We start from the raw sequence: 26,769 nt of genomic DNA, 5'->3' as shown, positions 1-26,769 counted from the left end.
GCCTTAGAAGTTGATGTCGACGGTGGCGCGGCGGTTCAGCGGCTCACGCACGCCGTCGCCGGTGGCCTTGGCCGGCTGGGTCTCGCCCTTGCCGTCCAGGGAGATCACGCCGCCGTTGACGCCTTGAGCGACCAGGGCGTCAGCCACGGTGCGCGCACGGCGGTTCGACAGGCCTTGGTTGTAGGCCGCAGCGCCCTGGGTGTCGGTGTGGCCGACAACCAGCACGCGGGTCGGAGCGCCCGACTTGGCGTAGTTGGCGGCTTGCGTCACCACCGAGCGGGCTTCCGCCGTCAGGTCCGAACGGTCGAAGTCGAAGTAGACCACGAACTGACGCGCAGCCGGCTTGGCCGGAGGCGGCGGAGGCGGCGGCGGCGGCGGCGGGGGAGGCGGCGGGGGCGGCGGCGGCGGGGGCGGCGGCGGCGGGGGAGCAGCCGGCTCGGCGCCGAACGCATAGCGCAGGCCCAGCGTCACGGTGTGCGACTGATCGTAGTCGCCCGAGAACGTTCCGTACGGAACAGCGCCCGTGCCGACCGACGAGTTATCGAATTCCATATCGCCCGTCAGATAACGGTACGTCAGATCGATGTTGGCGCGGTCGCCCACGGCCCAGGCCAGACCGGCGATCGCCTGAGCGGCGAATTTGGTCGAGCTGTCGTCGGCGGCGAAGGTGACGCCCGGGTTCTGGCGCAGGCGGCCAATCGTATCGACGTTGACGCGGTTCACACCGACGCCCAGGCCGACGAACGGACGGATGGTCCAGTCCGGCGAGCCGAAGTCGTACAGGACGTTCGCCATCAGAGTCGTCGACTCGATGTCGCCTTCCGGCGAGTGGCACGGGCCGGTGGCCGGCGTCAGGTTGCACAGGCCGTTCGGGCCCGAGACAGCGCGCACCTTGCCAATGTCGCCCGAGCGGTAGCCGCCTTCGAGCTCAACACGCCAGTTCGGGTTGAAACGGTAGCCGAGGCGAGCGAACGCCGCCCAGCCGTCGTTGACTTCCCAGTTCCAGTTGTGGCCGTTCGTCGACGCTTCCGTATTGATGTCGTCGATGATGTGGTAGCCGGCGTCGATCGCGCCGTACCAGCCGTCCGGCTCAGCCGATGCAGCGCCGGCCGACAGGGCCAGGGCGGCCGCTGCGCTCGACGCCAGGATCAAACTCTTGACACGCATAGGATGCGGCCCTCCGAGGTTTGTTGAAAAGTGGGCGACAATTAGATCACCGCCTGTGGCGACCTTTATCAGCGTCACCATAGGCGGTCGAGCACGAAACGCTCACTTGCAGCCTCATGCAACACAAGCGTGTTCCAAAAGCTACAAAAGGTTAAGTCTCTGTTTAGCTCAGAACAAGTGAGGGGGCGCCGCTTCCCAAGGTTCTCGTTTCAGCGACCTGCGTAAAGGCGGAAACAATATGATACAATGAACTGGCGGGAGACGCCTCATCAATGAAACGACCGCTTTCAAGCCTCTTATCCCGCCAAAGACCGTCATCCGTCAGATATGTCCAAACGGCGCGCTGAGCGCGAGCCGCCTCTGAGAGAAAACGATTCTCATCTGCCGGACACAGATTGGCAAGAAGCAGAGAGGCCTTCAGCCATTCTGTTTGAGGCCATAGACGAGCACGTCGTATACGAACACCCCCTTCTTCATCTAAAGCATCCACGGCGACTTGACCGCGCGCGTCCACTCCTTCCACCCCTCGCTCGAATAGAGTTCTAGCGGCCGTCAACCACTTCTGATCTCCACCGAGACGATGCAAGCGCGCCAACAACCAGGCCCATTCGAATTGATGGCCAGGCTCAATAAGACGCCCGTTCTCACCGAGAGCCGGCGTCCAGTCAGGCTCAAAAAATTCCCTCAACCGGCCGGTCTTTGAATCCATAAAAGCGGTTGTGGCTAGGCTCGCAATCTGCTCGGCAAGCGCACTCCATACCGGATCGCCACTAACTTCGAACCAAGCCAAGGCCGCCTCCAGCAGGTGCATATGCGCATTTGACTGATGCGGCCGCTCTCCGGTTTCGATGATCGCTCCGTGGCCATCCACCCTTTCAAGCAAGCGCTTTCTTAGCTCGTGAGCGACCGCCGCAGCGCGCCCATCCCAGTCGATGCCGGCCCTCTGGGCTGTCGCCAACGCAAGCAATAGAAAAGCTTGGTCATAGACACGGAAATCCTCCTCCAGGGGAGCGCCGTCATGCGCCACCAATGCTCGCATCAAACCGTCCGGGCGGAGGAAGGTTCGTTCCAGATACTCAAATCCCTCCATGACGCTCTTCCGCCACGGCCCCTGCCACCCCAACAAGCCGGCTTGCGCAAAAACATATATCTGCCGGGCCTGAACATGCGCACGTCGCTGCGCCGCTACGCTTCGCCCGTCAATATTAAGCAACTCGGCAAAGGCCCCATCTTCAGCCTGCCCTACGGACGACCACAGCGGCAATGCGCGCAAACGCAACCACTCCCTGAAGCGATGCGCACCGCTTTCCAACGTCTCCACTTCGGGTTGGACGAAATCGATATGCTGTGGAGAAGACCTTCGTAGGCGCTCCACCACCTTTTTCACGTCTTGAGCACGAGACAGATCGCACACCAAGACCGCGTCGCCTTCAACCACGATGGCCAGGTTGCGGACCCCCAGCGCCGCCACGACCACGCCTTCCGGCGCTCGCGCCATGCACCCCTCAGCGTCCTCAAAAATATGCCCGCCGAATTCCCCTTCGCCAGTCGCCGCAACCGCGTCCCAGGCTCCCAGATCCGACCATTGGAAATCGACCGGCAAAACCCAAGCCCGATGCGTGCGCTCCATTAAAGCGTAGTCGATCGAGATTTTAGGCGCAGAACGAAAATCCGGTCCGAGTTCGAATACATCCCCAACACAGCCTTCAATGGAAGATCGCGCCGAATGAAGGACATCTGGCGCGCAGTGCGCTAGCTCATCAATAAGAGCCTTAGCAGAAATAATAAAGTTCCCACTATTCCAAAGGAAACCCTTCTCCACGTAAACTTGAGCTACATCCTTATCCGGCTTTTCAACAAAGTGCTTTACAGCCGCGAGACCACTAGCAGCAGGTTGAATATACCCATAGGAAGTCGAGGGTTCGGTCGGCTTGATGCCCAAGGTGACGATATGTCCCTTTAACGCGGCTTCGCCTGCCTTTCGTACAGCGTCGCAGAAGGCGCCATGATCCGGAATATGGTGATCTGACGCGACAAAAACGTTCACGCCCTCCGCATCATGTCGCTCTGTCCATGCCGCCGCTGCCGCCATGGCGGCTGCCGAATCCCGCGCCTCAGGCTCAAGCAAGATTTGAGCAACGACGCCGATTTCATGAAGCTGATCTAAAATAGCGCTACGATGCGCCTGGCCGCCAATAACAATGATGCGCCCGCCGTCGGAAACCAGCGGCTTAGTCCTTAATACCGCTTCCTGAAAGAGAGAGCGGTTGCCCGAAAGCGGGATAAATTGCTTGGGCCGTGAAGGGCGAGAAGCTGGCCAAAGCCTGGTTCCAGCGCCGCCGCACATAATAACAGGATATAACCTCATAAGAGACTGCCTAGTCGGAATTGCGCAGAAAGGAAGCACTCGATCATAGAAATACGAAAGAATGACAACCCTCGCTAACTTCAACGGCACCTCCCCCGTGACTCCCGCCGCCCTTGGGGCTATCGAGCGCGCACGATGATAGAGACTGATCGGCAATCCGAGGAACGCGGCTGGGAAACGGCGAAGACGCTCGCCGAGGCCCTGCCTTATATCCAAGTCTATGACCGCGAGACCGTGGTCATCAAATACGGCGGCCACGCCATGGGCGAGAGCGCCGTGGCGAAGCAATTCGCCGCGGACGTGGTGCTGCTGAAGCTGATGGGCGTGAACCCCGTGGTGGTCCACGGCGGCGGGCCGCAGATCAGCGCCATGCTGGACAAGGCGGGCGTGAAATCGGCCTTCGTCGACGGCCTGCGCGTGACGGACAAGGACACCATGTCGGTGGCCGAGATGGTCCTGTCCGGCGCGGTCAACAAAGAGATCGCCCACTGGATCACCGTCGCCGGCAAGGAAGCCGACGTGCGCGGCGTCGGCCTGTCGGGCAAGGACGCCGGCTTGCTGACGGTCGAGAAGACCAAGCGCACCAAGCGCGATCCCGACAGCATGATCGAGCACGAAGTCGACCTGGGCTTCGTCGGGGAGCCGACCAAGGTCGATCCCAAGCTGATCAAGGGCCTGATCGCCTCGGAGACCGAGGACTGGGTGCCGGTCATCGCCCCCATCGGCGTGGCCGAGGACGGCCAGACCTACAACGTCAACGCCGACACCGTCGCCGGGGCCGTCGCGGGCGCCCTGCACGCCAAGCGGATGCTGCTGCTGACCGACGTGCCGGGGGTCAAGGGCGCCGACGGCGAGATCATTCGCCAGATGACGCTGGACGAGGCGCAGGGCCTGATCGACGACGGCGTCGCCACCGGCGGCATGATCCCCAAGCTGGAGACGGCCATGGCCGCCATCCGCGCGGGCGTCGAGGCCGTGGTCATCCTGGACGGGCGCCGCCCGCACGCCATGCTGGTCGAGCTGTTCACCGAGCACGGCGCCGGCACCCTGGTCCGACGGAAGTGACGGGTTCGGCGTCGAAGACGGCGCCTGAAACCGCGCCTACCGAGATCGGCGCGGACCTGCGCCATGTGCGGTCCTGGGTCTTCGATCTGGACAACACCCTGTACCCGCCGGAGACGCAGTTCCTGCGTCAGGTGGAGCAGCGCATCAACCAATACGTCGTGCGGACCTCGGGCCTGGAATCGGCCGAGGCCCTGTCGGTGCAGCGCGGCTATCTGCACGACTACGGCACCTCCCTGGCCGGGCTGATGATGCACTATGAGATCGACCCGCATCACTTCCTGGCCGAAGTGCATGACGTGCCGCTGGACGCGCTGGCGCCCGATCCCGGCCTGCATGCGGCGCTGGAGCGGCTGCAGGGTCCGCGCCTGATCTTCACCAACGGCTCGGCCGGTCACGCCCAGCGGGTGATGGAGAAGCTGGAGCTGACGCCCTTCTTCGACGGAGTGTTCGCGCTTGAGGACGCCGACCTGATCCCCAAGCCGGACCCGCGCACCTTCCACAAGATGCTGGCGCGTTTCGGCGTCGATCCGGCGACCGCCTGCTTCTTCGAGGACACGCCCAAGAACCTGGAGCCGGCGCGCGACCTGGGCATGACCACCGTGCTGGTCGGAACCAAGGCCTTCACCGCCGAGGGCGACCACATCCAACACCGGGCCGCCTCCCTCGGCCCCTTCCTGACCACCGCCATGCTGGACGGAGATCCGCAATGACCGACCTGACCCACCTGGAATCCGTCATCGAGGCCGCCTGGGAAGCCCGCGCCGAGGTCTCGGCCGCCACGCGCGGCGAAGTGCGCGACGCCGTCGACACCGCCCTGGCCCTGCTGGACTCCGGCCAGGCGCGCGTCGCCTCGCGCGGCGCCGACGGCGTGTGGAGCACGCACCAGTGGCTGAAGAAGGCGGTGCTGTTGTCCTTCCGTCTGAACGACAACGTCATCATGCGCGCGGGCCACGCCCCGACCCTGCCGCTGTCGGCCGATCATCCGGTCGCCGTCGGCCCCTTCTGGGACAAGGTGCCCAACAAGTTCGGCGATTGGAGCGCCGCCGACTATCAGGCCGCGGGCTTCCGCTCGGTGCCGGGCGCGGTCGTTCGTCGCGGCGCCTATGTCGGCAAGAACGTGGTGCTGATGCCGTCCTTCGTGAACATCGGCGCCTATGTCGATGAAGGCTCGATGGTCGACGCCTGGGCCACCGTCGGTTCGTGCGCCCAGATCGGCAAGAACGTCCACCTGTCGGGCGGGGCCGGCATCGGCGGCGTGCTGGAGCCGCTGCAGGCCAATCCGACCATCATCGAGGACGGCTGCTTCATCGGCGCCCGCGCCGAGGTGGCCGAAGGCGTCATCGTGCGCGAGGGCGCGGTCCTGGCCATGGGCGTCTATCTGTCGGCCTCGACCAAGATCGTCGACCGGGCCACGGGCGAGATCTTCCGCGGCGAGGTGCCGGCCTATTCCGTCGTGGTGCCGGGCGCCCTGCCTGACCCGAACGGCGGCCCGAGCCTCTATTGCGCCGTCATCGTCAAGCGCGTCGACGCCCAGACCCGCGCCAAGACCGGCGTCAACGAACTGCTGCGCGACTGATCGTCCGTCACCGGATCGGACGGACTCGTCAATCTCTCTGAAACCAGCCTAATGGCTGGATAGGTTTCGGGAGAGGGAACCATGTCCGTTCAGCGTCTGCGGCGATACGCCGTCTCTATCAGCGTTCTGGGCCTGCTGGCCCTGCCCTTGGCAGCCTGCGGCGGCGGGGGCGGTGGAACGGGCGGCGGCATCGTCACGCCGCCTCCACCTCCGCCGCCTCCTCCTCCTCCTCCTCCTCCTCCTCCACCTCCGCCGCCCCCTCCTCCTCCGGCCATCCCCAGCGCGACGTCCGCCGAATATCTGCGCAACTGGGGCGTCGGAGACGTCGGCGCCATGAGCGCCTGGCAGAGAGGCGCCACCGGGCGCGGCGTGACCGTCGCCGTGGTGGACAGCGGCATCAAGCTGAACCATCAGGATCTGGGGGGGAACGTCTCTCCCCTGTCGACCGATGTGGTGCCCGGCCGCAACCAGCCGCAAGGTGCGGACGACCACGGGACCAATGTCTCCAGCATCATCGCCGCGCCTTTCAACGGCTTCGGCACCGTCGGCGTCGCCTTCAACTCGACCATCTTGTCGATTCGCGCCGATGTCAGCGACTGCACGGACCCCGACGACAAGGTCTGTTTCCGATCATCCGACCTGGTGCGCTCTTTAGACTACGCGGTTCAGAACGGGGCCAAGATCATCAATCTGTCCCTGGGCGGCGAGACGCCTCTAGGCTCCCAATTCGAAGCGGCCCTGCAGCGCGCGGTAAACGCCGGGGTCATCTTCGCCATCGCCGCCGGCAATGAGGCGGGCGCCAATCCCGAATGGCCTGGCCGATACGCCAGCGACCCGCGCTTCGCCGGCTCCATCATCGTCGTCGGCGCCCATGATCGCGCGCGCCAACTGGGCGATTTCTCCAATAAGGCGGGCGTTTCGCAGGGCGTCTATCTGACGGCGCCGGGCGTCGATGTGATCGTGGGCTGCGAAGGCGACGGCTGCTGGCGGGTCAACGGCACCTCCTTCGCCTCGCCCGCCGTGGCGGGCGCCCTGGCCCTGCTGCTGGAGGCCTTCCCCAATCTGACTGGACGGGAGGCGGTGGACATTCTGCTGCGCACCGGGGCGGATCTCGGCGACGCGGGGACCGACGTCACCTTCGGGCGCGGAGCCCTGGATATCGCCCGCGCGTTCCAGCCCGTCGGCGCAACCGCCTCGCCCATGGCGGCCGGCGCATCAGTGAACATCGCCGTGGCGCCCGGCGCCCATGTCGGGGGTCCGTTCGGGGACGCGATGGGTCGGACCGGGGCGCTGAGCACCATCGCCTATGACGAATATGAGCGCCTGTTCCGGGTCGACCTGGGCGACGCCTATCGCCCCGCGCCGCGCCGCAGCTGGCAGCCCGAGACGCCGACGCCCATGCGCCAGTCGCAAGTGTCGCTGGATGCGCCGGGCGGGACGCGACTGTCCCTGGCCGCCGCCGTGCCGGTCGAACTGCCCGAGCCGGTCGTGGCGCGTTACGGCCCCTATGACGCGCCCTGGCTGGGGGACGAGCCACGCAGCGAGGCCCTGTTCGACGTTCAGGCGGGACGGCTGTCCTTCGCGGCGTGGCAGGGTCAGGGCGGGGCGCGCTCGCCCTTCCCCAGCGGCTCCGGCGACGGCTTCGTGGCGCTGAGCCAGGCCGACCACGCCCTGCGCGGCGCCTTTAGTTTCGGCGCCCTGACCTTCAGCGCCGAGAGCGGATCGGGCGACCGGCGCGCCCCCCCTGCGTCCGGTCGAGCGCGACGCCTCGACCTACGCCCGCGCCGGACTGGACTGGCGCGCCGAGAGCGGCGGCCAAGACCGAGGGGGACTGTCGTTCAGTCTCGGGGCTCTGGACGAGCGGATGGGGCCGCTGGGGGCCTATCTGCCGACGCAGTCGGACTTCGCCCTGCCGTCGCGCACCCGCTTTGCGGCGGTCGGGGCGGATGTGGACCTGGGACGCGGCCTCACCCTGTCGGGCGAGGCGGGCTTCGGCCGCACCGAACTGGAGGGGCGGTTCCTGCACCTGTCGGCCCCGGCGCTCAGCTCGACCTGGCGGGCGTCGTTGCAGTCGGCCTGTCCGACGTGGTCCTTCGCCAAGGCCCTGGGCTGCCGCAGCCTGACGTGGGAGATTTCCCAGCCCCTACGCATCGAGAATGGGACGTTCAGCGCCTATCTGGCCGACGCGCCGCTGGACTATTTCGACCCGGTGACCTTCTCGGAGCGACGCTTCTCGGCCGCGCCGTCGGGGCGGCAGATCGACTTCAGCGTGCGCAGCCTGCACGCCCTGCCCGGCGGGTCCTGGCTGCAGCTCGAGGCCGTCGCCAGCCGCGAGGAGCAGCACCGCGCAGGCGCCCCGACCGGCTACGCCCTGCTGGGCAGTTGGCGGCGGGGGTTCTGAACTTCCCGCCCACCCCGGCGTCCGCCGGGATGAGCGGGGGTTATAGGGCGCAAGCAAAAAGGCCGACGATCGCTCGCCGGCCTTTCCTGCTTCCACCTATGGCGTCGTGCCTAGGCGCGCTCCACGCACATCGCCACGCCCATGCCGCCGCCGATGCACAGGGTGGCCAGACCCTTCTTGACGCCCGAACGCTTCATCTCGTGCAGCAGCGTCGTCAGGACGCGCGCGCCCGAGGCGCCGACCGGGTGGCCGATGGCGATGGCGCCGCCGTTAACGTTGACCTTGGCCGGGTCGAGACCCAGCTCCTTGACCACGCACAGCGACTGGGCGGCGAAGGCTTCGTTGGATTCGATCAGGTCCAGATCGGCGACGGTCCAGCCCGCCTTCTCCAACGCCTTCTTCGACGCCGGGATCGGGCCGGTGCCCATGATGGCGGGATCGACGCCCGCCGTGGCCCACGACGCGATGCGGGCCAGCGGCTCCAGGCCGCGCGCCTTGGCTTCATCGGCGCTCATAAGCACCAGGGCGGCGGCGCCGTCGTTGATACCCGAGGCGTTGGCCGCCGTCACCGTGCCGTCCTTGACGAAGGCGGGCTTCAGCTTCTCCATCGCCTCGAGGGTGGCGCCGTGACGGATGTATTCGTCCTGATCCACGACCACGTCGCCCTTGCGGGTCGAGATGACGACCGGGACGATTTCGTCGGCGAACTTGCCCGCCTTCTGGGCGGCCTCGGCCTTGTTCTGGGAGGCGACAGCGAAGGCGTCCTGAGACGCGCGGTCGATCGACCATTTGGCGGCGATGTTCTCGGCCGTCTGGCCCATGTGATAGCCGTGGAAGGCGTCGATCAGGCCGTCCTGAAGCATGCTGTCCTTGAAGGCCAGTTCGCCCATCTTCTGGCCGTTGCGCAGTTGTGCCGTGTGCGGCGACTGGCTCATGCTTTCCTGACCGCCGGCGACGACGATCCTGGCGTCGCCCTGCACGATCTGCTGATAGGCCAGGGCCACGGCGCGCAAGCCCGAGCCGCACAGCTGATTGAGGCTCCAGGCCGGGGTTTCGTTGGCCAGGCCCGCGCCGATGGCCGCCTGACGCGCCGGGCCCTGGCCCGCTCCCGCCTGCAGCACCTGGCCCAGGATCACTTCATCCACATCGGAAGCGGCCACGCCGGCGCGCTCCAGCGCCGCCTTGATGGCGACCTCGCCCAGCTTGGAGGCAGGAAGGGTCGACAGGGCGCCGAGGAAGGAGCCGACCGGCGTGCGGGCGGCGGAGACGATGACGACGTCGGTCATTTTATTCACTCCCTGGAGAAATTCTTTGCGCGAGGTTGTGCCGCATTCGCAGGCGCACGTCACCTGTTGCGATGCAGCAATCAGCAAAACGTCATCGCCGCGCCGCACCATCGGCCGGGAACGATGCCCCGTGCCGCGCTTTCAGAAAGGGAAGGAGACGTGATCTTGCCGAAAGCCTCACCATGCTGAAAGCCCTCGCCCGCCGTATCTGCACCCCCGACGATCTGGACATGATCGAACACTACCAGACGCGGGCCGAGCGCCTGGCCGATCTGTGGGTGCACGCCGTGGGCCTGGCGCTGGCGGCGGCGGGCGGCGTGGTTCTGGCCGTTCTGGCCAGCGTCTATGCGGGCGTGGGCGCGGCGGTGTCGACGGCGATCTACGCCCTGTGTCTGGTGGCCATGCTGGCGGCCTCGACCGTCTACAACCTGACCCATCCGTGCGCGGCGCGGCCCGTGCTGCGGCGGCTGGACGAGGCGGCCATCTTCCTGATGATCGCGGGCAGCTACACCCCCTTCACCGCCGTGCGGTTCGAGGGCGCCTGGTCCGTGGGCTTCACCCTGGCGGTGTGGACCATGGCCATCGTCGGCGCGGGGGTGAAGATGCTGGCGCCGCGCCTGTCCGACGCCTTCTGGAGCGTGATCTACGTCCTGTTCGGCTGGGTGGCGGTGTTCGCGCTGAAACCGATGATCGAGACCGTGCACCCGCTGGCGCTGGGCCTGCTGGTCGCGGGCGGACTGATCTATACGACGGGCGTCTTCGTCTTCATCAGCCAGAAGGTGAAGTTCCGGCGCGCCATCTGGCACGGCTTCGTCGTCACCGGCGCGGGCATGCACTGGGCCGCCGTGCTGATCGGCGTGGTGCTGGTCCAGGCCTGACTCCCCACGTCAAAGACGGGACTCGCCTTCGCGCGCGCAATGCGGGATGCTTGGGCGTTGCAACATCGCGAGAACAAGCGTGACCGACAAGAAATCCGAGGGCGGAAAAACCCGTGACGGCATGGTCGTCATCAAGAAGTATGCGAACCGGCGGCTCTACAACACCGCCACCAGCGCCTATGTGACGCTGGACGATCTGGCCCGCATGGTGCGCGAAGGCGTGGAATTCGTCGTCTATGACGCCAAGACCAACGACGATCTGACGCGCCAGATCTTGACCCAGATCATCTTCGAGGAAGAAAGCCGCGGCGAGGCCCTGCTGCCGGTGCAGTTCCTGCGTCAGCTGATCGGCTTCTACGGCAACTCCATGCAGGGGGTGCTGCCGTCGTATCTGGAGATGTCGCTGGATACGTTCACGCGCCAGCAGGAGCAGCTGCGCGGCCAGTTCACGCGCGCCTTCGCCGCCGCGCCCGGCGGCAATCTGATGGAAGAGGCCGTGCGCCAGAACATGGCCATGTTCGAGCGCGCCATGCGGATGTTCCCCGGCTTCGCCTATGGCCGTCCCGAAGGCGAGACGACCGAGACGCCCGCCGCCGAACCCAAGGCTGAACCGGCCAAGGAAGGCGCGGCGCTGGACGAGATGCGCCGCCAGATGGACGAGATGCGGGCTCAGATCGACCGCCTCGCCCAATCCAAGGGCTGAGGCCGAGGTGACGGATGAAATCCGTCCCATCGGCGCGGCGGGGCCGCTGAACGACCCTGTCGTGGACGACCGCCGCGAAGGCGACCGCCGCCATCGCGAGCGGCGGCGCGCGCGCGCCCTGGTTCCGACCGAAGCCTCGTCGTCGCAAGAGGCGGCCGATCCTGCCGCCTCCCCGGCAAAGCCTGCCGTCACCCCGCCCCCGCCGCCCGCGGCCTTCGCCGCCCAGGTGCTGGGTCAATCGGGGCAGAAGCGCGGGCTGAAGGGCGGCGCGCCGGTGCTGGACGCCGCACGCACCACCTATCTGGGCCGGGAGTATTCAGGGCGGCACGACCGGCGCCCCTCGCCGGGACGATCGCGCAAGACCGAGATCTGACGCCGACTGGCGCCCGACTTGCGTAGGCCGAGACTCAACCGCCTTCGGATCGCGCCATGCCCGCCGTTTTCAGCCTCGCCGCCCGCCTGCTCGACGTCACCGTGGTGGCCGTGATCTTTCTGGCGTTCAGCTAGGAGGCTCCTTCCCTCCCGCCGTCATCCTCGGGCTTGACCCGAGGATCCAGTTGTCCGCCTGCCCGACAGCCGGGAGTGAGGGCGTCGCTGCGCTCGATCCTCGGGTCAAGCCCGAGGATGACGGCGTAGGGGTAGCGTTTTTAGAACTCGCTGATGTCGCCCGGACGGCGCGAGCGGGACTTCAGCCACATCACGCCCAGCAGGTCCGAGAAGGACGCCCGCAACCGCCCCCAGTTGGTGTATTTCGACCGGCCCGTCTCGCGGTGGCGGTGGTCGACGTCGAGGTAGCGGTTCTCATACCCCTCGCGGATCATCAGGGCCGGCAGGTAGCGGTGGATGTGATCGAAGTAGGGCAGCCGCAGGAAGACGTCGCGACGGAACGCCTTCAGCCCGCAGCCGGTGTCGTCGGCGTCGTCGCCCAGCAGCTTCTTGCGGATGCGGTTGGCCCACAGCGACGCCTGGCGCTTGGCGTTGGTGTCCTGACGCTTGGCGCGCACCCCGCCGACCAGGGCGACGCTGGGCGGCGCGGCCAGCAGGGCGTCGGCCAGACGCGGCGCATCAGCGGGCGGGTTCTGGCCGTCGCCGTCCAGGGTGACGACGATCGGCGCCCGCGCGGCCAGGACGCCGGTGCGCACCGCCCGGCTCTGCCCCGCGTTGGTTCCATGCGACAGCACCCGCAGGGCGGGCAGTTCGGCCATGGCCGCCTGCAGCTCGGCCAGGGTCGTGTCCCGGCTGGCGTCGTTGACGAAGATCATCTCATAGGACCGCCCGGCGAAGGCCTCGGCGATTTCACGCGCCAGGGGCACGGCGGCGCCGGATTCATCATGCACGGGCACGACGACGGAAATGTCTGGCGAAGAAGCGGAGCGGTCGATCATCGGCCTTCCTTAGCGCAGGCCGCGCTCTGACGAAACGGCGCGTCCACAGCCGATGAAGAAGCTGAAGCTTCCGGGCGCCGCATCCGGCGTGATACGACAGCGGCATGAACCGCCCGAACCTGGATCATTACATCGCCGGCTGGCGCGGCCCTGTCCTTGCGGCCCTGCTGGCCTTGATCGCCGGCCTGCCCAGCCTGATGCTGTTGCCGCCGCTGGACCGGGACGAGAGCCGCTTCGCCCAGGCGACCGCCCAGATGCTGGAAGGCGGCGACTATGTCGACATCCGCTTCCAAGACGATCCGCGCTGGAAGAAGCCCATCGGCATCTACTGGATGCAGGCGGCGGCCGTGGCCGCGACCTCGGACGTCGAGGACCGCAACATCCAGCCCTATCGCCTGCCGTCGCTGCTGGGGGCCATGCTGGCGGCCTGGGCCGTGGCCTGGGCGGGCGCGGCCCTGTTCGGCCAGAGGGCGGGCTTCCTGGCGGGCGCCATGCTGGGCGCGACCTTCCTGCTGTCGACCGAGGCGGGCATCGCCAAGACCGACGCAATGCTGGCAGGTCTGACCACCCTGTCGATGGCGGCGCTGGCGCGCATCTACATGTCCACGCGGGCGGGCGAGAAGGCGAACCGGCTGCACAAGCTGCTGTTCTGGGCGGGCATCGGCCTGTCCATCCTGATCAAGGGGCCGATCGGCCTGCTGGTCGTGGCCCTGACCATCATCGCCCTGTCGCTGTGGGATCGAAACATCAAGTGGCTGGGCCAGCTGGGCTGGGGCTGGGGGTTGCCGCTGGTGGCCCTGCTGGTCGGACCCTGGGCCATCGCCATCACCATCGCCACCGACGGCGGCTTCTGGCGCGAGGCCATCGGCGGCGACCTGGCGCCCAAGATCGCGGGCGCCCACGAAAGCCACGGCGGCTTCCCGGGCATGTATGTGCTGCTGTCGCCGCTTCTGCTGTTCCCCGTCACCCTGATGCTGCCCGCCGCCTTATCGACTGGCTGGCATCGCCGGGCCGAACCCGCGATCCGCTTCGCCGTCTGCTGGCTGGTCCCGGCCTGGCTGATGTTCGAGCTGGCCCCGACCAAGCTGTGGCACTACACCCTGCCGACCGTCGGGGCGATCGCCCTGCTGGCCGCCGCCGCCCTGACCCAGCCGATCGGCAAGGTCTCGCGCGTGACCGGCGCCTTGCTGGGCCTGTTCGCCGCCGTGGTCATCTGCCTGATCACCGTCTACGGCCTGACTGAGTTCGGCCGCTCGACCGCTCAGACCTGGGCCACGGTCACCATCGTCTTCGCCGTCATGGCGGCCGCCGTGGGCGGCTTCCTGCTGGTCAACCGCGCGGCCATCACCGGGGTGCTCATCGCCATCGCCTTCGGCATTCTGGCGCATGCGGGCCTGGCCGGGACCATCCGCCAGCTGCGCCCGCTGTCGATCGCGCCGCGCCTGGTGCAGACGCTGGACTCGGCCGAGCTGAACCCTGCTCAGGGCCGCTATCCGGGGCCGGTGGCCATCACCACCTTCCATGAGCCCAGCTTCGTCTTCCTGACCGGCAAGGACACCCAGCTGACCGACGGGGCCGGCGCCGCCCGCGCCCTGGCCGAGGGTCGCCCCGCCATCGTCGAGGCCCGCGACGACGAGGCCTTCCGCCGCGCCCTGGCCGATCTGGGCGCCGCCGGGCGGGCCGTCGGCGTGGTCAGCGGCCACAACTATTCCTCGGGCGACGACGTGCGCCTGACCGTCTACGCCCCCGCCGGATCGAGCCAACGGAGCGCGAACCAGGGGAGCCCCCGCCGATGAGCCGCTTCATCCAGATCGTCGAGGTCGGCCCGCGCGACGGCCTTCAGAACGAGAAGACGGTGCTGGAGCCCGCCGTGCGCGCCGACTTCGTCCAGCGGCTGGAGGCGGCCGGGGCCAGGCGCATCGAGGCTGTCAGCTTCGTCCACCCCAAATACGTGCCCCAGATGGCGGGCGCCGAAGAGGTCATGGCCGCCCTGCCCCGCACCGAGGGCCGCAGCCGCATCGGCCTGGTCTTAAACGGCAAGGGCTATGACCGCGCCCTGGGCACGGCGGTGGACGAGGTCAACGTCGCCATGTCGGCCACTGACGGCTTCGGCCTGAAGAACCAGGGCCTCAGCGTCGACCAGCAGGTGCAGATGCTGTCCGACATCATCGCAGGCCGCGCCAATGCAGACGGCGCGCCGGGCGCGACGCCCAAGCTGTCGGCCACCCTGTCCTGCGTCTGGGGCTGTCCGTTCGACGGCGAGGTCTCGGTGCAGCAGGTCGGCGAGCTGGTCGCCCGCATCGCCGCCCTGGGCGTCGAGGAGATCGCCCTGGCCGACACCATCGGCGTCGGCGATCCGTGGAGCGTGACGAAAAAGGTCGAAGCCGCCCGCAAGGCCGCGCCCGACGCCACGCTGCGCCTGCATTTCCACGACACCCGCAACACGGGCCTCGCCAACGCCTATGCGGGCGTGGAGGCGGGCGTGGACGTGCTGGACGCCTCGGTCGGCGGCATCGGCGGCTGCCCATTCGCGCCCGGCGCGACCGGCAACATCGCCACTGAGGATCTGGTCTACATGTTGGAGCGCGCGGGCTATTCGACCGGCTACGACCTGGACGCCCTAATCGCTGCGGCCCGCTGGATCGGCGGACAGATCGGCAAACCCAACCCCAGCGCCCTCAGCCGTGCGGGGGGATGGTCGGCTACGTCATTCTGACTTCTAGAGCCGCCAGGCCCTCGCCACGTCCCCACCCGAGAACTTGATCATGACGAGCGCCATCTGCATCGACGGCTTCAACTTGGTTCGCCCCCAAGGCACGGGTATCGCCACCTATAGCCGGAACCTCCTGTATACCGCGCGCTCGCTCGGCTTCGAGACCAGCGCCATGTTCGGCCCTGTCCTTTCGACAGACAAGCTCAAGGGCTTTGAGACGGTGGCGCTGTTGGACCCCGAGCGCCCTGCCGTTCCCCTACGACTGAAACAGCGCATCGCTCGCGATCTGAGCACCCGCCTGAGCCCCCTGGGCCGCACGCTTCGCCCTATTCAGACTTCAAATGATGTCATCTGGCCAGGAGGTGACGCCGCACGACCGCCGGTGGATCAGTGCTGGGTAGCACGAGACCTTTTCCAGCGCGCGCACAGAGCGTTCAAACAGCACGGACGCGGCACGCCGGTGACGTTTGACAACAGGCATTCGGCAGCGCCGGCCGTGGCCCACTGGACGACCCTGATGCCGGTCCATGCGCGCAACGCGCCGAACATCTACACCATCCACGACCTGATCCCCCTGCGCCTGCCGCACACGACGTTGAACAACAAGCCGCTGTTTCTCGACATGTGCCGTGAAGTGGCCCGGCGAGCGGATCATATCGCCGTGGTGTCAGAGGCCACCCGGCAGGACGTCATCCGCATGCTGGGGGTGTCGGAAGACCGCGTCACCAACACATATCAGGCGGTCAGCCTGCCGGCGGCTCTCGTCAACCGTCCCCAGGCGGAGGTGGAGACCGAGTTGGAAGCGGCATTCGGACTGGAGTGGGGCGCCTACTTCCTGCATTTCGGCGCCGTCGAGCCGAAGAAAAACCTAGGCCGGTTGGTCGAGGCCTATCTGGCGTCAGGTGTTTCAACACCGCTCGTAGTGGTCGGCGGACCGGGCTGGATGTCCGAACCCGAAACGGCACTCTTGAACCAGGCCCACAAGGTACACGGCGCCGCCAGCCGTATTCACCAGTTTGAGTACATGTCCTACCCGATGCTGGTCAGCCTAATCCGAGGGACCAAAGGCGTCCTGTTTCCATCCCTCTATGAAGGATTCGGCCTGCCGGTTCTTGAGGCCATGAGCCTGGGGGCGCCTGTGCTGACTTCCGATCAGGGTTCGTTGCCCGAAGTCGCGGGCGATGCCTCGCTCCAAGTCGATCCCTATGACGTTCAGGCCATCAGCCGAGGCATAAGGATGTTAGACAAGGACCCTGATTGGCGTGCCAACGCCACGCAGTGCGGGCGGGTCCAAGCGGCTAAGTTCAGTCAGAGCGCCTATCAGGAAAGACTTCGCGATCTCTACGCCAAAGTGGGCGTATCCTCCTGAAACGACGTCTCGGGGCGGCTGGCGGTCTTTAGCGCCCAATCCACCACCTGATCGGTCGTCAAAGGCCGCCGCCCGGCATAGAGACGAACGCCTCTCGTCTCCCATTGAGGGTTCCTGGTCGGATCGTAGGCGGCCCGCTGGCCCCACCGCGCCAGCAGGACCGCCATTTCCGCTTCGGCCCGACGCCGTTCCGCGCCATCGTGAGCATGACCACGTGTTAACGACTCGTGGTGTCTCAGCTCAATTTCCGGCGCGTATAACACCGTCCAGCCCAGTGCTCCCACCTTCAAACAGAGATCTATGTCGCTGCAGGAAATCGGCAGATCTATCTCATCAAAGCCGCCTACTGCCTCAAAGAGCGTCCGGCGCACCGCCATGAACCCCCCAGTCACCGCTGTCGCAGGCCGCCGTCGGATCCATCGATCAAGGGGGCCAGCGTCCTCCCCTTTAACGCGCCACCCATCATGCAACGGTTCACCATTGAGCGCGCCCAGGACGATGCCACCATGCTGCAACAGGCCATTGGGATAAAGTAGACGCGCACCGACAATACCTACCTGGTCCATGTTCAGGAGGCTTCGAAGGTGATCGTCCCAACCGGCCGCCAACATTTCCATGTCGTTGTTGGCGAAAACAATGATTGGCTGGTTCCGTCCCTTACAAGCCAGGTTGTTCAGTCTCGACCAGTTGAAGGGTTCATCGATGCGGACGACGCTGACTATGGCACCGCATACATCCCCAAATACTTCCGGCACAATGCTCTGCTGACTGCCATTATCGACGACGACGATTTCCAGAGAACTAGGCTGCGCGGCTAGGTTCAAGAGACTTCTAACCATTACGACGAGATCATCCACCGCATCTCGTGTTGGGATCACGACAAGTACATGATTTTCATTGCTATTGCTGGGCGCGCTCTCAAGGGCCTGGGAGCGCGCCTTACCCGCGCGTGACAACACTAGCGGTACATGCATGACCAAGCCCACCGCCATGGCTTCGCCAAGTCTCTCAGAGATGGGCACGATCGCTCCCTGTGTACCTTTCTGGAAAATCACGAGGGATGGAGGAATGGGGTTTGTGGCGAGATCAAAACGGTCGGGAGCCGATTGAAGCACGGCCTTTCCGCTCGAATCTTCATGATCAGCATAGGCCGCAGTCGCTCCTTGGGCGATCGCCCAGAGGAGCCAGTCCAACGCCCCGGCCTTTAGAACCACGCCAGCCTCCACATGAAGGGTGACCGTTTCATCCTCGGCTCTATCGGGCCTACTTGTACTGATGGCAAAACCCTCATCCTTGGACAGCTCCCCCTCGAAATCCGGAGCTGAAACGGACAGCGTTATGTTCGGTGCACATCTAACCGAACGAGCGGTCGCCATGACCGATGCGGCCGAGGCGCCGGCCGCAGCAATCAGAACATTCACGAATCTGGCGTCGCCGCCCCCAGCCGGCGCAACTGGTTGCGCCAAGTCGGGAGCCGCCGCCGCGTGAACGATCTTGGTCAGGGCGTCCTGTGCGAATCCATTCGACGGATCGTCCTCAAGAACGCTGGAATAGATGCTCTTGGCCCGATCAAGCGATCCGATTTCATCCAGGGTATCTGCTAGGGCAAGCTTGACTTTGACCTTGTCCGGTCGGACTTCGGCCAACTTCGCCAAGCGAATAGCTGCCTCTTCTGATCGCCCCGCCTCACGCAGGACGCCCGCCAAGCGAAGCTGGACACCTAGATCATGCGGCACCTTCGCCAGATAGGTTTCGTACGCCGTTATGGCGTCATCCAGCCGGTTGAAACGGCGAGCATCATCCCCCGCTGTCGCCCCCAAGCGGCGACGCATCCGCTCCCGCCGAATTCCAAGCAGGCGCATTTTCAGGGTGTTAAAAAGCCTCACGAAGGAAGCGCCGATGTGTTGATTTCATTTCTCGTACCATGGGAGAACGACTGCTAGATATTAGACACACACTCAAAACTACATTGCGATCGTGATTCCCGGCATGATAAATTCCTCTCCTGTCCTGCTTCACGCGCCGCGCTTCGGTGACGCGCGCGGTTGGTTCATGGAAACCTACTCCGAGGCACGCGCCAGGGCTGTGGGCTTCGACGTCCGCTTCGTTCAGGATAACCAATCGTTTTCGGCGCAAACTGGCACGATTCGCGGCCTACACTTCCAGCGCCCCCCTCATGCTCAAGCCAAGCTGGTACGATGTGTTCGAGGCTCGATCATGGACTATGCAGTGGATTTGCGTCGCGGCTCGCCGACCTATGGCGAATGGGTGGGCGCGAAGCTGACCACCGAAGGCGGAGAGCAACTGTTCGTGCCGGTCGGTTTCGGCCATGCTTTCATCACCCTCGAGCCGAATGTGGAGGTCGCCTACAAGGTGTCCGACGTCTATGCGCCAGATTGCGACGGCGGCATCGTCTGGAACGATCCGACCATCGGCATAGACTGGCCTCTGCCCGCCTCGGGCGCGGTCCTGTCCGACAAGGACAGGGCCCTGCCCTTCTTGACCGAGTTCGAAAGCCCCTTTGAATACAACGGGCAGCCACTCAAGCCGCTGTCCGCAGGCTGATCGTGAGAGAACCGATGCGTATCCTGGTCACCGGCGGCGCCGGTTTCATCGGCTCGGCCCTGGTGCGGCGCCTGATCGAACACACTGACCATGAGGTCTTCGTGTTCGACAAACTGACCTATGCAGGCGTGCTGAGTTCGTTAGAGCCGGTTGCGTCCAACAGCCGCTACAGCTTTGTTCAGGCCGATATCTGCGACGCCGATGCGGTGTCCCGCGCACTGCGCGAATTCAAGCCCGCTGTCGTCGCCCACCTCGCGGCCGAAAGCCATGTCGATCACTCTATCGACGGACCCGACACCTTCGTCCAGACAAACATGGTCGGCACCTTCGTCATGCTGAATCAGGCGCTGCGCTATTGGCAGACCCTGCCCCCGGCCGAAAAAGCCGCCTTCCGTTTCCATCACATCTCGACCGACGAAGTCTTTGGCTCGCTCGGTGCGGACGGCTTCTTCACCGAGACGACTGCATATGATCCTCGGTCGCCTTATTCGGCCTCCAAGGCCGGGTCGGACCATCTGGTCCGCGCCTGGGGCCATACTTATGGCCTGCCGGTGCTGGTGACCAACTGCTCCAACAACTACGGTCCTTATCATTTCCCTGAAAAGCTGATCCCGCTGATCATCATTCGCGCCCTGAACGGCGAGCCCTTGCCGGTCTATGGCGACGGCTCCAATGTACGCGACTGGCTGTTTGTCGATGACCACGCCCGCGCGCTTCAGGCTGTTTTCGAGAAGGGCAGGCCCGGTGAAACCTATAACATTGGCGGCAACGCCGAGCGCAAGAATATCGAAGTGGTGACAGCCATCTGTGCGATCCTAGACCGGGTGCAGCCCAAGCCCGGCGGCAAGTATGCCGACCAGATCACCTATGTCCCCGACCGCCCGGGTCACGATCATCGGTACGCCATCGACGCATCGAAGATCCGCGATAACCTAGACTGGGAACCATCACTCACCTTCGAACAGGGGATCGAGAAGACGGTGACATGGTATCTGGAGAACCAGACCTGGTGGAAAGCCATCTTAAATGCAGGTCAATGCACGAAACGCGCCGGGCTCAGAAGCAACCACAACAACTAAACCCTCAAAGCAAATTAAAATACAATATACTACAGACAAAGAATATTACGGAATCGAATTCAATGAAAGGCATCATACTCGCCGGTGGATCCGGAACCCGTCTGCACCCAATGACACTGGTCACATCGAAGCAGCTCATGCCTGTCTACGACAAACCAATGATTTACTACCCCCTATCAACCCTGATGCTTGCAGGGATTAGAGAGGTCCTTGTGATCTCGACCCCAAGAGATACCCCCAATTTTAGAGCCTTACTTGGGGACGGTTCACAATGGGGAATGGAGATACAGCACGCCGTCCAACCCACGCCCGACGGGTTGGCGCAGGCGTATATCATCGGCGCAGATTTCGTCGGGGCAAGTCCATCAGCACTTATTCTGGGCGACAACATCTACTACGGGCACGGCATAACAGACCTTTTTGCTGCCGCCATAGACCGCTCTGATGGGGCGACAGTGTTCGCCTATCACGTCACGGACCCCGAGCGTTATGGCGTGGTTGATTTCGATAGCCGAATGCGCGCCTTATCCATTGAGGAAAAGCCAACTAGGCCCAAGTCGAATTGGGCTGTTACAGGTCTTTATTTTTATGATGCTGAAGTGGTGGAAATCGCGCGAGTTTTAAAGCCGTCACATCGCGGCGAACTCGAAATAACAGACGTCAACCGCATCTATCTCGAACGGAATAAACTATCTGTCGAGGTTATGGGGCGAGGCTTTGCCTGGCTCGACACAGGCACACCCGACAGCTTGCTAGAAGCTGCGGAATTTGTTCGCGTGCTTGAGAAACGCCAAGGTTTTAAGATCGCCTGCCCTGAAGAAATCGCCTTCGAGAAGGGCTTTATAGACGCAGGTCAACTAGAACGGCTCGCCAACACTTTGGGAAAATCAGAGTATGGTCAGTACCTTCACCAACGCCTTAAACGGGGCCTCAATATTTAATTAGCGCTACAACATTTACTGACTACTCAACCAATGTTGCGCGTCAGAATGCCGCCATGGAAACAAAAATCTCCATCAAGCGCAGGAATCATAAGACTAATCCTAAAATCAGCCGGGCATGATGTTTCCCACTCTTTTTTGAGAGACAGCTCATACCTCCCGGCGACGCTGATTGGGGTAAGGATAGAAGCGACGTCGTGCCCGTGGCCCCATTCGACCAGAAGTTCGGTTCTGCCTGGAGGTTCTATCGAAATCTCAGCCACAAAGCTCCACGAGCCAGCCGGCAGGGAGATGTTGGGTCCGTTCATCAGCAGACGGCGACGCCCCAGCAAGGGGAAAGAGCCTATTGGCCCCTCGCTGGGACGCGCGTCCGGATAGAGAAAGATTCCAGGGCTCCACGACGTTGTCCGCTCCCCGGCTCGTGAACCTCGCTCGAACATCGAAAGCGGATGATCTACAAGCGCAGCGTCAACCGAAGGTTGAATTTCCGGTCCTGCAATCCGTCCCAAGCCCCCAAGCTCGATTGCCGCATCGTCGGACCAACTCACTAATGATGCGCCCCGCTCAAACACCTCCCACGCCGCAGCAAGCCTTTGGGAGGCACAATAGTAGGCATCGTGATCGTCAAGATTCCACTGAGCCTTAAAAACGGCGACCGCTTCCATTGGTGGAGACAACTGCACCGCCCGGCGAGTGCCCTCAGATTCTTCCGCCTCATCAAACCAAGCCACAATCAATAGAGAGCGGTCTGGAACGCCGTTTGGGAGCTCATCTCCTCGCTCATGAACGGCGAAATCCCACCCACGCTCGAGGCAGGCCTGAGCCAGAACGTCTCGCCAAGCCTGCGCGCTTAAGGACGGTGCCTGGACAAGCCAGATACGCTCAGCCGCCCCCATTAGCTAGATCTCAGCCATGTGTAGACGTCGACGGCCTCGTGCACGTCGTCGAAAATTCTCGCCCGTCCGCTCTCGATGACAAGAGCGCGTTCACAGAGTTCAGCAATCATGTGGAGGTCGTGCGAAGCCATCAGAAAGGCGCGGTCCGCCCTGCGTTCAAACAATTCTTCGTTGCAGCGCCGCTGAAACCGAGCATCGCCTACGGCGACCAACTCGTCAATCAGGTAGCAATCGAACTCGATGGCCAGCGACAAACCAAAGGCTAAACGCGCTCGCATGCCTGACGAATAATGTTTCACAGGCCTGTTCAGCGCGGCTCCCAGTTCTGCAAAACCTTCCACACGGTCAAATACTGCATCGAATTTTTTACCGTACACCCGCGTAATGAATCGTATGTTATCAATACCTGTCAGGCTGCCCTGGAACCCCCCACCAAAGCCGATCGGCCAAGAGCCTTTCATGTTCCACTGAACACTACCAGACGTTGGCCGCATTATACCGCCCAGTATCTTGATCAAGGTGGATTTTCCTTGGCCGTTTCGACCCAGGATACCCATTCGGCCCTTTTCGCTCAACGTGAACTCAAGCCCCTTGAAGACAGGGCGAGCGCCGTGGACTGGGTAAGTCATACCCAAGTCCTTAACTCGCAGGCCGATACCAGTCTCTGACGTCATCTGTGAACGCGGCTCTCACGAACTCCAGCAAACACAAGCCATCCAAGCCCGTAGATCAACATCAAAGACGCGAAAACAGTCAGTAAGGACAATAGGCGTTGCGGCTCCACGGCTCGGTCAGGACGGTCTGGATTCACAATACGGTCGATATAGAGCCGTTTACTCCGCGCTGTGAGCTGTGCTGCGTTCAAGGCAGCTGTTGAAGAAGCAAGTAGTCGCTCAGAAAACTCACGCTCGGTTTGAAGGTTCTCGTAGCTTGAAATCCGGGGCGCCAATGATGAAGCGTCACCAACGATCTTTGCACGCTCGATGGCGATTTGCCGCTCCAAAGCACGAATGCGGCCGTCCACAATCGGCAACTGCGGACTGTTCGGAGTGTCCATAGCAATCTGATTGCGCTCAGCCTGCATAGTAGCGAGGTTCAAGCTCAGTTGCCCCACAAGCTCTCCGCTCGCTCGAGCGCTGCTTGTGGGATCAATGATCCCTTCGCGGTTTCGGAACGCTGTCAATGCTCCAAGGGATCGATCAAGGCGAGCCTGCGCCTCAATCACATTGCGCTCAGCCTGAGCGACAGCATCCGCTGAAGACCGCTCGCTCAAACGATTGACGAGTGCCTCACCACCATTCAGCAATCCATCAGCGATTCGTTGTGCGTCATCCGCAGCAAAAGCTTGCACTCGTAAAGTGCTAATACCAGTTTGAGAGTCATACCCAACAGTTATGTACGAATTGAACTGCTTCCTAAATGTCTCGTTCGAGGAATCTGAGAATGGGCGAGGTAGACGCGAGAATGCGTCTATCCCTGGCCTAGCGTAAGCCCCCCTTACATCAACCGTTCTAGACAATTCGGCGAGACCGTCAGGAGATTTTATATACTCTAGTACAGCATGAGCATTAGCTGACTGACCGCCAATACCCACCCCCTCCAAAGCCGCCCCCAAAGAACTTACGGTTCTTTCCTCGGACGACCGAACGATGAACTGCGCCTCAGACACGTACCTAGGCGAAGCAATCATAAGAAAATAAACCGCTGCGACCGCAGTTGGCATCAGTACGAGAGCAATAAAAACCCAAGGCAAGGAACGTCGTCCAGAAGACGGATCACCTGGCTGCGGGCGCAAAATAGGCCCCAAGAATCGGATATTGACTTCAGACATCGCTTTTCAGGAACCTAATTTTAGTCGACTTCAATGAACTTCTGGGCATCGCTCAAAACTAGCAGTCCAATAACATTCATCACGGCCCCAAAGTAGAGAGGGTAGTAGGGATTGTAGTGAGTCGGAACAAACTCACCGAAAACTGCTGCACGCATCATCTCGATCGTGTGAGGAAGCGGGATCAGCAGATAGATGTCTCTATAAGAGTAGGGCACCCAGTCCACCATTATGAAGGCTCCTGATAGGGGGATCATAAGGTACATTAAGACAGAGACAATTCGATCCAGCACTTCGAATCGGATCGCCAAGGATGCGAGAGTAATTCCGAACCCCATCCCCACCCAAGCCATCAACAGAAAGCCGCTGTAAAGCGTCAGATAATCAGACGGCATTTGCACCACGCCCAAGATTAAAAGCGTCACATAGACGATCATAAACGCCAAAGCTCCGCCCGTGGTCTCGAGTATGGCTCGCGTTATATAAATGTGAATGGGTCTAACCCGCCGATGATGCAAGAGGCCAATATTGGCCTGCACCGCTCCCATCGAGGCACTCACCATGTGACGGAACAGGAGCAGACCCATATAGCCTGTCATTATGAACGGGGCGATGCGAACCCCATGCTCGTACTCCGGCTTAATTAGCGTCCACATCCCCATGACACCAAGACAGAAGATCAGCGGCTCCAGGACCAGCCACAAAAACCCCAAACCCTCACGCCCGTAACGCGTGATCAGTTCTCGCATCAAAAGGGCACCGATAATCCGCGCCTGATTTTTGATCTCTCGCATACAAACCCGAGCTTGATCCTTGGAAATTGAGCCGAAGTCAAAGCATGACTCGGCATATGAACATTTGCGCTGAACCCGGCTCAGACGCAATGCTATAGTCGCTGTCGTGCCAAACCACCCGTATCATGCGGCCGCAATCATGAAGCCCATTATAGAAACCGCCCGGATATCGCGAAGCGAGGCCGTTTATTCGGATTGGCTCCAGGTTCATAGGGTCAGCCTGTCGCAGTCAGGCCAGTGCTTAGGTGCGCGGCACGTCGAGCACCACGGCGACGCCGCCGTCGTTCTACCGTTTGACCCTGATCGCCGCGTGGCTACCGTCATTTCTATGCCTCGCAGTTCGCTCCTTCATCGAGGCGAGGAGACACGCATTCTCGAGTGCCCTGCCGGCCTGGTAGACTCAGGCGAAACGCCTGAACAGGCCGCCCGGCGAGAAGCTTACGAAGAAGTTGGGCTTGCCCTGGCTTCTCTTGAACTCGTGGTCGATTCCTGGACGATGCCCGGCATCTCCACCGAACGATCATGCTTGTATGTCGCGCCCTATAGTCTGGCGAACCGACAAGGACCGGGCGGAGGCCTCGCTGATGAAAACGAAATGATCGAAACTTACGAGATCGCCTTGGTCGATTTACGGAACGCTGCGATCAGCGGCCAACTTTCGGACCTGAAATTGCTCGTTCTTGTACTGTATCTGATGGCGACCAAGCCCCTCTTGTTTCGTTAGATCCTTCGCCCACTTGCCACCGTCAAGACAACCGACGATGCCCTACGGTGCCTCCGTAGATAGGCTAGAAACGCTTGGTCGCATTAGCCTACCCTGGGAACATTCTTAGATAATAGACCGCGAGAGCATCCCAGGCGTCAGACTCTGACCACTCACCCTTGTTGGGATGGGGATCAGCGTTGGTTCGGAACAAAGGCTCCGGAAAATCTTGCTGGTCGGCGTTGGCGAAATCGCATTCCCACGGCGTTCTGGCGGCAATCTCTCGGGCAAACCGGTGCGTGAAGGCACCCTGCTGCTCCACATATCCGCTTGGCGCCACTCTGGTCAGCCCGGCCGACAGTGGCAAGCCATCGCACGCCTCCCTATAGGCTACAGCCAGCAAGGAGACGTGAATATTGTCGCGAATATAGGCGGGCGTTCCAACAACCGGCCGTTTTCCGAGGGACCATTCCCGAGCAAGGTAGGAGGTGAACCTAAATTCCTCCCGAGGACCGAACGGGTTAGGAATCACGAACTTTCCGAGAGAAAGACCGAGACGTTCCGCTTCAAGACGGAAAACCTCGAACGACAGATGCTTGGAAAGCCCATATGGGTTGAAAGCACGCTGATCGGGGTCGCCCACACCTTCGTAAGGTTCAAAGACACTGCCTGTAAGCATCAACCTCCCCCCGCCTCTCTCGGCAAGATCGGTCAACAGTCGGCGCGCGCCACGGGTGTTTTTGGCCGTGGCGTCGATCGCGTCGAAATCCCAGCTGCGATAGTCGGTCATCTCTGCGGCGTGGTGGCAGACAAGATCAAAGGACCGACCTCCCAACGCATCGAAGAAGGCGGCGTCGCCGAACTCAACACCCCAGATCGGTTCGACCATATCCAAAACACCCGCAATGCGTTCTGCGCGCGTATCGACATAGCTTCCCATAGCTCCGCGGAAGGTCGCAGTCACGTCGTGGCCCGCGGCAGTGAGCTCCGACGCAAACCATGACCCGGTGAATGAACTCGCGCCAGTCAGCAGAATTTTCATTCCAATACCC

At 63.0% G+C, this 26,769-nt stretch carries 24 protein-coding genes and 1 pseudogene; 15 read left to right on the top strand and 10 right to left on the bottom strand.

Annotated features, from left to right (window positions below):
* Nucleotides 1-3 precede the first annotated feature (3 nt).
* Both ACU5AP_RS12625 and ACU5AP_RS12620 read right to left on the bottom strand, forming a co-directional pair.
* Nucleotides 4-1,167 carry an OmpA family protein gene (locus tag ACU5AP_RS12625; RefSeq protein ID WP_198478730.1) on the bottom strand — a complete coding sequence of 388 codons (1,164 nt, stop codon included), beginning with the start codon at nucleotides 1,165-1,167 and terminating at the stop codon, nucleotides 4-6.
* A 163-nt stretch (nucleotides 1,168-1,330) separates the two neighbouring features.
* A complete protein-coding gene (locus ACU5AP_RS12620) occupies nucleotides 1,331-3,619 on the bottom strand; it encodes an AGE family epimerase/isomerase (RefSeq protein WP_223851016.1) in 2,289 nt (762 codons plus the stop codon).
* 51 nt (nucleotides 3,620-3,670) lie between these two features.
* Between ACU5AP_RS12620 and argB the strand changes: the two genes are divergently transcribed.
* The 5 genes and pseudogenes from argB to ACU5AP_RS12595 all read left to right on the top strand — a co-directional run bounded on the left by argB (nucleotide 3,671) and on the right by ACU5AP_RS12595 (nucleotide 8,577).
* Complete coding sequence (argB, locus tag ACU5AP_RS12615) at nucleotides 3,671-4,600, top strand: acetylglutamate kinase (RefSeq protein WP_128720705.1); 930 nt, start codon at nucleotides 3,671-3,673, stop codon at nucleotides 4,598-4,600.
* Complete coding sequence (locus tag ACU5AP_RS12610) at nucleotides 4,597-5,310, top strand: pyrimidine 5'-nucleotidase (RefSeq protein WP_138141988.1); 714 nt, start codon at nucleotides 4,597-4,599, stop codon at nucleotides 5,308-5,310. Before argB ends, ACU5AP_RS12610 begins: the two co-directional genes overlap by 4 nt.
* Complete coding sequence (dapD, locus tag ACU5AP_RS12605) at nucleotides 5,307-6,176, top strand: 2,3,4,5-tetrahydropyridine-2,6-dicarboxylate N-succinyltransferase (protein WP_138141989.1); 870 nt, start codon at nucleotides 5,307-5,309, stop codon at nucleotides 6,174-6,176. Before ACU5AP_RS12610 ends, dapD begins: the two co-directional genes overlap by 4 nt.
* Before the next feature lie 81 nt (nucleotides 6,177-6,257).
* Nucleotides 6,258-7,265: pseudogene (locus ACU5AP_RS12600) on the top strand (S8 family peptidase); the annotation flags it as partial.
* Between the two features lie 775 nt (nucleotides 7,266-8,040).
* Nucleotides 8,041-8,577, top strand: a complete 537-nt coding sequence (locus ACU5AP_RS12595) for a hypothetical protein (protein ID WP_446681318.1) — start codon at nucleotides 8,041-8,043, stop codon at nucleotides 8,575-8,577.
* Nucleotides 8,578-8,687: 110 nt separating this feature from the next.
* Here ACU5AP_RS12595 and ACU5AP_RS12590 read toward each other — a convergent pair whose 3' ends face one another.
* Entirely contained in the window at nucleotides 8,688-9,863 is a 1,176-nt protein-coding gene (locus ACU5AP_RS12590; protein ID WP_191002054.1) for an acetyl-CoA C-acetyltransferase, read from the bottom strand.
* A gap of 182 nt (nucleotides 9,864-10,045) precedes the next feature.
* On the opposite strand from ACU5AP_RS12590, the gene trhA reads away from it, so the two are divergent.
* The 3 genes from trhA to ACU5AP_RS12575 all read left to right on the top strand — a co-directional run bounded on the left by trhA (nucleotide 10,046) and on the right by ACU5AP_RS12575 (nucleotide 11,817).
* Entirely contained in the window at nucleotides 10,046-10,741 is a 696-nt protein-coding gene (gene trhA / locus ACU5AP_RS12585) for a PAQR family membrane homeostasis protein TrhA (protein WP_191002053.1), read from the top strand.
* A 121-nt stretch (nucleotides 10,742-10,862) separates the two neighbouring features.
* Nucleotides 10,863-11,444 (top strand): polyhydroxyalkanoate synthesis repressor PhaR, encoded by a 582-nt coding sequence (gene phaR, locus ACU5AP_RS12580; protein WP_050796605.1) that lies wholly within the window; start codon nucleotides 10,863-10,865, stop codon nucleotides 11,442-11,444.
* A 7-nt stretch (nucleotides 11,445-11,451) separates the two neighbouring features.
* The gene (locus ACU5AP_RS12575; RefSeq protein ID WP_003163951.1) at nucleotides 11,452-11,817 is read left to right on the top strand and encodes a hypothetical protein; all 366 of its coding nucleotides are present in this window, start codon (nucleotides 11,452-11,454) and stop codon (nucleotides 11,815-11,817) included.
* Nucleotides 11,818-12,091: 274 nt separating this feature from the next.
* Here the strand turns inward: ACU5AP_RS12575 and ACU5AP_RS12570 are convergent, their stop codons facing one another.
* Entirely contained in the window at nucleotides 12,092-12,829 is a 738-nt protein-coding gene (locus ACU5AP_RS12570; protein WP_191002052.1) for a glycosyltransferase family 2 protein, read from the bottom strand.
* A 104-nt stretch (nucleotides 12,830-12,933) separates the two neighbouring features.
* Between ACU5AP_RS12570 and ACU5AP_RS12565 the strand changes: the two genes are divergently transcribed.
* Genes ACU5AP_RS12565 through ACU5AP_RS12555 form a run of 3 tightly spaced genes read left to right on the top strand, consistent with a single transcriptional unit; the run spans nucleotide 12,934 to nucleotide 16,911 of the window.
* Nucleotides 12,934-14,625, top strand: a complete 1,692-nt coding sequence (locus tag ACU5AP_RS12565; RefSeq protein WP_191002051.1) for an ArnT family glycosyltransferase — start codon at nucleotides 12,934-12,936, stop codon at nucleotides 14,623-14,625.
* Nucleotides 14,622-15,545 (top strand): hydroxymethylglutaryl-CoA lyase, encoded by a 924-nt coding sequence (locus tag ACU5AP_RS12560; RefSeq protein ID WP_191002050.1) that lies wholly within the window; start codon nucleotides 14,622-14,624, stop codon nucleotides 15,543-15,545. Before ACU5AP_RS12565 ends, ACU5AP_RS12560 begins: the two co-directional genes overlap by 4 nt.
* A gap of 49 nt (nucleotides 15,546-15,594) precedes the next feature.
* A complete protein-coding gene (locus ACU5AP_RS12555) occupies nucleotides 15,595-16,911 on the top strand; it encodes a glycosyltransferase family 4 protein (protein ID WP_191002049.1) in 1,317 nt (438 codons plus the stop codon).
* Here ACU5AP_RS12555 and ACU5AP_RS12550 read toward each other — a convergent pair.
* On the bottom strand, nucleotides 16,884-18,743 hold the full coding sequence (locus ACU5AP_RS12550) for a tetratricopeptide repeat protein (RefSeq protein WP_191002048.1): 1,860 nt from the start codon (nucleotides 18,741-18,743) through the stop codon (nucleotides 16,884-16,886). The two genes, ACU5AP_RS12555 and ACU5AP_RS12550, sit on opposite strands and share 28 nt — an antisense overlap.
* Before the next feature lie 157 nt (nucleotides 18,744-18,900).
* On the opposite strand from ACU5AP_RS12550, the gene rfbC reads away from it, so the two are divergent.
* The 3 genes from rfbC to rfbA all read left to right on the top strand — a co-directional run bounded on the left by rfbC (nucleotide 18,901) and on the right by rfbA (nucleotide 21,496).
* Nucleotides 18,901-19,476 (top strand): dTDP-4-dehydrorhamnose 3,5-epimerase, encoded by a 576-nt coding sequence (gene rfbC, locus ACU5AP_RS12545; RefSeq protein ID WP_191002047.1) that lies wholly within the window; start codon nucleotides 18,901-18,903, stop codon nucleotides 19,474-19,476.
* 14 nt (nucleotides 19,477-19,490) lie between these two features.
* Nucleotides 19,491-20,555 carry a dTDP-glucose 4,6-dehydratase gene (rfbB, locus tag ACU5AP_RS12540; RefSeq protein WP_191002046.1) on the top strand — a complete coding sequence of 355 codons (1,065 nt, stop codon included), beginning with the start codon at nucleotides 19,491-19,493 and terminating at the stop codon, nucleotides 20,553-20,555.
* A 62-nt stretch (nucleotides 20,556-20,617) separates the two neighbouring features.
* Nucleotides 20,618-21,496 (top strand): glucose-1-phosphate thymidylyltransferase RfbA, encoded by an 879-nt coding sequence (gene rfbA, locus ACU5AP_RS12535; protein WP_191002045.1) that lies wholly within the window; start codon nucleotides 20,618-20,620, stop codon nucleotides 21,494-21,496.
* 26 nt (nucleotides 21,497-21,522) lie between these two features.
* Here rfbA and ACU5AP_RS12530 read toward each other — a convergent pair whose 3' ends face one another.
* Genes ACU5AP_RS12530 through ACU5AP_RS12515 form a run of 4 tightly spaced genes read right to left on the bottom strand, consistent with a single transcriptional unit; the run spans nucleotide 21,523 to nucleotide 25,014 of the window.
* On the bottom strand, nucleotides 21,523-22,392 hold the full coding sequence (locus tag ACU5AP_RS12530; RefSeq protein ID WP_191002044.1) for a hypothetical protein: 870 nt from the start codon (nucleotides 22,390-22,392) through the stop codon (nucleotides 21,523-21,525).
* Nucleotides 22,392-23,021, bottom strand: a complete 630-nt coding sequence (locus ACU5AP_RS12525) for an ABC transporter ATP-binding protein (protein ID WP_433942635.1) — start codon at nucleotides 23,019-23,021, stop codon at nucleotides 22,392-22,394. Before ACU5AP_RS12525 ends, ACU5AP_RS12530 begins: the two co-directional genes overlap by 1 nt.
* Before the next feature lie 41 nt (nucleotides 23,022-23,062).
* Nucleotides 23,063-24,223: a chain-length determining protein gene (locus ACU5AP_RS12520; RefSeq protein ID WP_446681317.1), complete on the bottom strand. Its 1,161-nt coding sequence runs from the start codon at nucleotides 24,221-24,223 to the stop codon at nucleotides 23,063-23,065.
* 20 nt (nucleotides 24,224-24,243) lie between these two features.
* A complete protein-coding gene (locus ACU5AP_RS12515) occupies nucleotides 24,244-25,014 on the bottom strand; it encodes an ABC transporter permease (protein ID WP_191002042.1) in 771 nt (256 codons plus the stop codon).
* Nucleotides 25,015-25,153: 139 nt separating this feature from the next.
* Here ACU5AP_RS12515 and ACU5AP_RS12510 point away from each other — a divergent pair, with 139 nt between their 5' ends.
* Nucleotides 25,154-25,738, top strand: a complete 585-nt coding sequence (locus tag ACU5AP_RS12510) for an NUDIX domain-containing protein (RefSeq protein WP_446681316.1) — start codon at nucleotides 25,154-25,156, stop codon at nucleotides 25,736-25,738.
* Nucleotides 25,739-25,826: 88 nt separating this feature from the next.
* Here the strand turns inward: ACU5AP_RS12510 and ACU5AP_RS12505 are convergent, their stop codons facing one another.
* Complete coding sequence (locus tag ACU5AP_RS12505; RefSeq protein WP_191002040.1) at nucleotides 25,827-26,759, bottom strand: NAD-dependent epimerase/dehydratase family protein; 933 nt, start codon at nucleotides 26,757-26,759, stop codon at nucleotides 25,827-25,829.
* Between the last annotated feature and the right edge of the window lie 10 nt (nucleotides 26,760-26,769).

This window comes from Brevundimonas sp. RM1 (genome assembly GCF_052907225.1).
The sequence above is the reverse complement of the archived record's forward strand: the minus strand, read 5'-3'. Positions and strand labels throughout refer to the sequence as shown.

Coding starts and splice junctions, on each gene's coding strand:
- ACU5AP_RS12560 (WP_191002050.1), top strand. CDS start 14,622: ATGAGCCGCTTCATCCAGATCGTCGAGGTCGGCCCGCGCGACGGCCTT.
- ACU5AP_RS12570 (WP_191002052.1), bottom strand. CDS start 12,829: ATGATCGACCGCTCCGCTTCTTCGCCAGACATTTCCGTCGTCGTGCCC.
- ACU5AP_RS12565 (WP_191002051.1), top strand. CDS start 12,934: ATGAACCGCCCGAACCTGGATCATTACATCGCCGGCTGGCGCGGCCCT.
- ACU5AP_RS12625 (WP_198478730.1), bottom strand. CDS start 1,167: ATGCGTGTCAAGAGTTTGATCCTGGCGTCGAGCGCAGCGGCCGCCCTG.
- ACU5AP_RS12505 (WP_191002040.1), bottom strand. CDS start 26,759: ATGAAAATTCTGCTGACTGGCGCGAGTTCATTCACCGGGTCATGGTTT.
- rfbC (WP_191002047.1), top strand. CDS start 18,901: ATGATAAATTCCTCTCCTGTCCTGCTTCACGCGCCGCGCTTCGGTGAC.
- ACU5AP_RS12555 (WP_191002049.1), top strand. CDS start 15,595: ATGACGAGCGCCATCTGCATCGACGGCTTCAACTTGGTTCGCCCCCAA.
- dapD (WP_138141989.1), top strand. CDS start 5,307: ATGACCGACCTGACCCACCTGGAATCCGTCATCGAGGCCGCCTGGGAA.
- rfbA (WP_191002045.1), top strand. CDS start 20,618: ATGAAAGGCATCATACTCGCCGGTGGATCCGGAACCCGTCTGCACCCA.
- ACU5AP_RS12590 (WP_191002054.1), bottom strand. CDS start 9,863: ATGACCGACGTCGTCATCGTCTCCGCCGCCCGCACGCCGGTCGGCTCC.
- rfbB (WP_191002046.1), top strand. CDS start 19,491: ATGCGTATCCTGGTCACCGGCGGCGCCGGTTTCATCGGCTCGGCCCTG.
- ACU5AP_RS12595 (WP_446681318.1), top strand. CDS start 8,041: ATGGGGCCGCTGGGGGCCTATCTGCCGACGCAGTCGGACTTCGCCCTG.
- ACU5AP_RS12510 (WP_446681316.1), top strand. CDS start 25,154: ATGAAGCCCATTATAGAAACCGCCCGGATATCGCGAAGCGAGGCCGTT.
- phaR (WP_050796605.1), top strand. CDS start 10,863: ATGGTCGTCATCAAGAAGTATGCGAACCGGCGGCTCTACAACACCGCC.
- ACU5AP_RS12550 (WP_191002048.1), bottom strand. CDS start 18,743: ATGCGTCGCCGCTTGGGGGCGACAGCGGGGGATGATGCTCGCCGTTTC.
- ACU5AP_RS12515 (WP_191002042.1), bottom strand. CDS start 25,014: ATGCGAGAGATCAAAAATCAGGCGCGGATTATCGGTGCCCTTTTGATG.
- ACU5AP_RS12520 (WP_446681317.1), bottom strand. CDS start 24,223: ATGTCTGAAGTCAATATCCGATTCTTGGGGCCTATTTTGCGCCCGCAG.
- argB (WP_128720705.1), top strand. CDS start 3,671: ATGATAGAGACTGATCGGCAATCCGAGGAACGCGGCTGGGAAACGGCG.
- ACU5AP_RS12525 (WP_433942635.1), bottom strand. CDS start 23,021: ATGACTTACCCAGTCCACGGCGCTCGCCCTGTCTTCAAGGGGCTTGAG.
- ACU5AP_RS12530 (WP_191002044.1), bottom strand. CDS start 22,392: ATGGGGGCGGCTGAGCGTATCTGGCTTGTCCAGGCACCGTCCTTAAGC.
- trhA (WP_191002053.1), top strand. CDS start 10,046: ATGCTGAAAGCCCTCGCCCGCCGTATCTGCACCCCCGACGATCTGGAC.